At 46.2% G+C, this 4,714-nt stretch carries 5 protein-coding genes; all 5 read left to right on the top strand.

What is annotated here, in order from left to right; genetic code table 11:
* Positions 1 to 193 precede the first annotated feature (193 nt).
* The 5 genes from nirD to JGK39_RS32585 all read left to right on the top strand — a co-directional run bounded on the left by nirD (position 194) and on the right by JGK39_RS32585 (position 4,623).
* Complete coding sequence (gene nirD, locus JGK39_RS32605; RefSeq protein ID WP_293262356.1) at positions 194 to 553, top strand: nitrite reductase small subunit NirD; 360 nt, start codon at positions 194 to 196, stop codon at positions 551 to 553.
* 300 nt (positions 554 to 853) lie between these two features.
* Positions 854 to 2,950: a HEAT repeat domain-containing protein gene (locus JGK39_RS32600; protein ID WP_293262353.1), complete on the top strand. Its 2,097-nt coding sequence runs from the start codon at positions 854 to 856 to the stop codon at positions 2,948 to 2,950.
* A 249-nt stretch (positions 2,951 to 3,199) separates the two neighbouring features.
* The gene (locus tag JGK39_RS32595) at positions 3,200 to 3,424 is read left to right on the top strand and encodes a hypothetical protein (protein WP_293262350.1); all 225 of its coding nucleotides are present in this window, start codon (positions 3,200 to 3,202) and stop codon (positions 3,422 to 3,424) included.
* Between the two features lie 6 nt (positions 3,425 to 3,430).
* Entirely contained in the window at positions 3,431 to 3,784 is a 354-nt protein-coding gene (locus JGK39_RS32590) for a hypothetical protein (protein ID WP_293262347.1), read from the top strand.
* Positions 3,785 to 3,789: 5 nt separating this feature from the next.
* Positions 3,790 to 4,623 (top strand): hypothetical protein, encoded by an 834-nt coding sequence (locus tag JGK39_RS32585; RefSeq protein ID WP_293262344.1) that lies wholly within the window; start codon positions 3,790 to 3,792, stop codon positions 4,621 to 4,623.
* Positions 4,624 to 4,714 lie beyond the last annotated feature (91 nt).

The following is a 4,714-nucleotide window of genomic DNA, read 5'->3' as shown; positions in this document are numbered from 1 at the left end:
TGAGGACTTTAGTCCGCAGGAATTTTAAGAGGACTGAAGTCCTCACTACAAACCACATAACGGTGATAACGTTTGTAGTGAGGACTTTAGTCCGCAGGATTTTTAGAAGGACTGAAGTCCTCACTACAAACCAATTTAGCGGTTTTTAACCGGAAATTGGGAAAGAAATTGTATTAAATTAACAGGAAAAAAAATGGTTCAATCATTACAGGTTTCCGATACAGTAACAACTTGGGTCGATGTGTGCTCGCTGGATGCGATCGCCCCGAATACAGGAGTTTGCGCTTTGGTTGCTGGGGAACAAGTGGCAGTTTTCCGAGTGGGAAGCGGGGATGAACTGTATGCTTTGAGCAATTACGACCCGTTTAGCAAGGCTTTTGTGTTGTCGCGGGGACTTGTGGGCGATCGCAACGGCACTCTAAAAGTTGCTTCTCCCATTTACAAGCAAAACTTTAGCTTGGCTACTGGCCAGTGTTTGGACGATGAAACGGTAACAATTCCGACTTTTAGGGTTCGGGTTGCAGGATCTCGCGTCCAAGTAGCAGCTAGTTAAATTCAACGCCCCAATTGTTCGAGATCCATCCGCCAACACCCAACATTCCGATTCGGTGGTGGCGGATTTTGCGTTGGGGCGCGACTGAGCCAGTAGTTTTGGTATAAAATAAAGATGCAGACGGCGGTTGAAACCGCTTCTTGTCAAACGATGTCCGCCGGACGCCGACAAAGAGAGGATAACGTATTTTAACCGCCAGATATTCAACCCGCTTTTCTAGGGTTTTGCCTGTATAGAGGCGGTTTCAACCGCGAGCGTCTTCTTTCAATGCAAACAAACTTTAGGGGGCAGAATATCACTATGTTGTTAAAAAAACTTGTTTACGAAAATAATCCCCAGACAGTGGCAGAGTTAATCGACGCAAAACTCAAAACCGGTCAACTGACTGGGGCCGAACTCAAAATACAAGTTTTCGGTCAGCACTGGCGGGACGAATCTTTACACGAAGTTCTCAGAGAAATTGCAGCCAAGCTCGACCAAGAAACAGCGAACGAAATTATAGAATATCTGACCGAGCAAAACGGTCAACCAGAAAAATTTATTAATTTGTTTTTAGCAGCAGAATGCCTGTCAAAAGTTAAAGAGGGCGTCAATGAAACAACAGAAAAAAAACTGTTAAACGCTTTAAAAAAGTTATCGCAATACGGCACAGTTTTTCTGATTCTTTATCAAAGCGCTCAAGAATTGCAGGAAACTTATCAAATTCGCTATCGATCGATCGCCGCGATCGCCCAGACTTGGAAAAACGACCCGCAAACCCTGCCTTGGCTGAAAATACTGGCACACTCCAGCGACAGCGGCGAAGTCCGCGCCACAGCAGTCAAAGCCATAGCCTGCGGTTGGCCCGAGGAACCAGAAATTTACCTGATGCTCAAAAACCTCGCTAAATCCGATCGAAGTTGGGCAGTGCGATCGGCCGCCGTCGAAGAAATGGCTTCTGGTTGGCCCTCCAACAGCGATACCTTGCCGCTGCTGGCGGTTCTGGCTCAATCCGATCGCAGTCCCGCCGTCCGCACCTGCGCCCTGGAACAGTTGGCATCTCATTGGCGCGATCGCACAGATACCTTGCTGCTGCTGAGAACTGCCGCCGAATCCGACGAAAATTTGGGAGTGCGAGTCGCAGCGTGGCAAGAAATAGCCAGAGGTTGGCACAGCGTTTTAGGCACGGTGTCCCAGCTCAAAAACCTTGCCCAGACAGGAAGTTCTACCCTGCGAACAGTAGCGGTGCGGGAATTGGCAGCGGGTTGGCCCGCCGATGCCGAGGTTTGCTTGCTGCTGAAAACCCTAGCCGCCTCCGACAGGAGCGAAGAAGTGCGTACAGCAGCGATCGAAGAATTGGCCTCACAAAAGGGGCCGGGCGAACCAGATATTTACCCGCTACTCAAAAGTCTCGCCGAGTCCGACGCGAGTTCTACCGTCCGGCAGGCAGCAGTCCAAGGAATTGCCTCTGGCTGGCCATCTAAGCCCGAAACTCTGGCTTTTTTGCAAAATATAGCTGCGGGCGATCTCGACGCCGAACTGCGCGAAATAGCCCTGCAACAAATTGCCTCCGGTTGGCCAGACAGCCCAGAGACACTGCCCCTCCTGCAAAAAATTGCGAACTCAGATGATTATTGGACTGTGCGGCAAGTAGTAGTAGCAGCCGCCGCCACCTTACCGTCAGCCAGTCTCGAAGTCTTTGAATGGTTGAAAAATCTGGCCCAATCAGACAGACACATCAACGTCCGAGAAACTGCGGTGGAACAGATAGCAAGAGGCTGGCGACACCGGGGCGAGACGCTGCCTTTTCTCAAGCAACTGGCGGACTCGGAGCGGGATTCTCACTTGCTGAGCGTGCTGGTGCGAGAAATAGCGCGGGGATGGCCGCAAGATCCGGAAACCTTGCCTTGGTTGAAAATTCAGCTTGAGGCTGGGGAGGAGGAGGTGCGCGAGGTGGCGGTGCAGGAACTCGCTCGCAACTGGCCCGATGGTGCTGAAACTTTGCGGATGTTGGAGGCTAAAGCAGAGGGCGATGACAGTTCCGCTGTGAGGAAAATTGCTTTGCAAAAGTTAGCTCGGGGGCGGACAAATGAGTCTCAAACTTTTGAGTGGCTGAAAATTAGGGCCGAGCAGGATGATGATTCGCAGGTGCGGGCGATCGCTCTGGTAGAGTTAATTCGGGGATGGAAGGACGAACCGGGAATGTTTGAGTTTTTGCGCCACAGAGCTCTTACCGATGCCTACGATAGAACAGGTTCTTTTGCTTACAATCCCCGGTTTACAGCACTCGAAGCAATTATCGAACATTATCCCGAAAATGAGGAAACTTTGCGATTGGTGCGATCGCTCGCAGTTGCCGACGCAGACGAGCAAGTGCGGGCTTTAGCGGGCCGCCAACTGGCGAGTCAAGATTGGTAAGTGGAAATAGTCCATAGCTCACCCGCTCCGATATTTTTGGAGGTCGATCAACTTAAACCGCAAAGTCTTGTAAGTCTTTCAACTTGCTTGTCACCCGTCAGGTGGTTAGGTGGAAACTTGACAATCAGCCTAAACGCCTTATAGTTAGATTATACGAAAAGTTTCCGCCTAATACATAGTTAGACTGCTTTGTTTCAGTCGTGATGAGAAGGTTTTATCTATCTCCTTTTTTTTAGAACACATGAAAGTATGAATAAGATAAAAGTATTATTTCTTGCAGCCAATCCATTTAAAAATTTGAATTTAGATGTAGAGGTTCGCTCTATTACTGAAAAAATAAGAGCTTCGGAACATCGGGACTATTTACAACTAATTCCTGCTTTGGCTGTTCGTCCCGACGACCTACTGCAACTACTCAATGAGCACAAGCCACATATTCTCCATTTCAGTGGACATGGAAATAACTCAGGATAAATTATATTGGCTGACAATAATGGCTTGCCTAAAGCGGTTAGTGTCAGGGCTTTGAAAGCACTCATGACAACCCTTAAGGACAACATCCAGATTGTTATTCTCAACGCCTGTTACTCAAAAGAGCAAGCCACAGCTATTACTGAAGTTATCAACTGTGCAATCGGGATGAATGCGGCGATTAATGACCGTGCTGCCATTATATTTGCAGCTTCTTTTTATCGCGCAGTCGGTTTCGCACGCTCCGCACAAGAAGCCTTCGATCAGGGGATAGCGGCTTTAGCCTTAGAAGGATTTGCAGACGAAAGTATCCCAGAACTTTTGGTAAAAAACGGTGTTGATCCTTCCCAAGTTTTTTTTTGAGAACTTTGTCTGCTCAGGTAGATGACGAGTTGATTCATGAAGAAATTCTTTCTCACAGACATCTAACAAGCATTAACGAGTATTCTGTTCTTGGTTTTTTAGATGAAGAATTTCCATACAAGTTATTGGATATTCTAAAAATTGAAGGTACACCTCTTATTTATCAAAACTCTGTTCTAGAATGTGTTGAAAGGTTTGCGATTGAATCTGGAAATTTAGATATTATTAACTCTAGTTATCATGCTACAAGTGGAGTTGTCATATCCTACTGTATAAATCAGAAAGGGCGAACATTTTCAGGTGGGGTTCAAAGAGGTTCATCTAGACCAGAAAAGCTAGATGTATTCGATCAGAGCCGAGAAGATTATGAAAATGACACTTTGCGTTTTGATCCAGAGCGTCAGGATTTTTTCTATGCTCCTATTCATATACCGTTTCAAGCAGAGATAGAAAACGCTAAATGGACATGCTTGTGCAGAATGCAGGATTCAAATAAGCTCAACGGCAGGATATATCAATATCCAGAACTTGGAAACATCCTTAAACAAGGGGTTAGAGATATAGAGGCTGCTGCAAGAACTAGCGATCGATGGATTCAAGAGGTAGCTAGGCAGAATCCTAAATGTCGGGGATTTTTACTATATGGATATCAGTTTATTTCTGACGCAACCAATTCTTTTCTTGGATGCGGAATACCTGCGCTTGGTGTAACTCGACAAGCGCCATCACCTTATCTAAGATTTGCACACATTAGGAATGAAAGTGGTAAACGAGTTAACTTTGAATCTTTGCAAATAAGACATCTTCAAAAACATCCTCATCAACTCACTGATAAGTAGCTCAACAAAATTAATTACACAAGCAACTAATATGATATAATGAAAATATCGAGTTGTATTCAAAGAGATTTTATATGTTTTTACTTCGAGA

Source organism: Microcoleus sp. PH2017_12_PCY_D_A (genome assembly GCF_020738565.1).
Taxonomy (GTDB): Bacteria; Cyanobacteriota; Cyanobacteriia; order Cyanobacteriales; family Microcoleaceae; genus Microcoleus.
Note: the sequence above shows the minus strand (reverse complement) of the source record. Positions and strands in the feature narration are given on the sequence as shown.

Coding starts and splice junctions, on each gene's coding strand:
- nirD (WP_293262356.1), top strand. CDS start 194: ATGGTTCAATCATTACAGGTTTCCGATACAGTAACAACTTGGGTCGAT.
- JGK39_RS32595 (WP_293262350.1), top strand. CDS start 3,200: ATGAATAAGATAAAAGTATTATTTCTTGCAGCCAATCCATTTAAAAAT.
- JGK39_RS32600 (WP_293262353.1), top strand. CDS start 854: ATGTTGTTAAAAAAACTTGTTTACGAAAATAATCCCCAGACAGTGGCA.